General features: G+C 42.7%; 1 pseudogene. It reads right to left on the minus strand.

Features of this window, described 5'->3' with window-relative positions:
* Window positions 1–218: pseudogene (locus HJY11_RS13890) on the minus strand (hypothetical protein); the annotation flags it as partial.
* Window positions 219–227 lie beyond the last annotated feature (9 nt).

A 227-nucleotide genomic window follows, 5' to 3' on the forward strand; every position in this document is an offset into this window, starting at 1 on the left:
TAGACGTTATCCACATTTGCCTCAAACCGGTTAAGTTCATCGGCATAAAATCCGTAATCCTGATAAGTTTTATCTGCCCCCATTTCCTCGAACGGGAAAGCAGGCCATAGAATCAGCGCCTGCTTTTGTATTTCCTCAAGGTTCCCTTTAATTCGGTTGTAATCTTCGATATTAAAAAAATCACCGACCTGCCAGTCGGTTTTTGGCTGTTGCCACATTGCTCATAT

Source organism: Bittarella massiliensis (ex Durand et al. 2017) (assembly GCF_017566145.1).
Taxonomy (GTDB): domain Bacteria; phylum Bacillota; class Clostridia; order Oscillospirales; family Ruminococcaceae; genus Bittarella; species Bittarella massiliensis_A.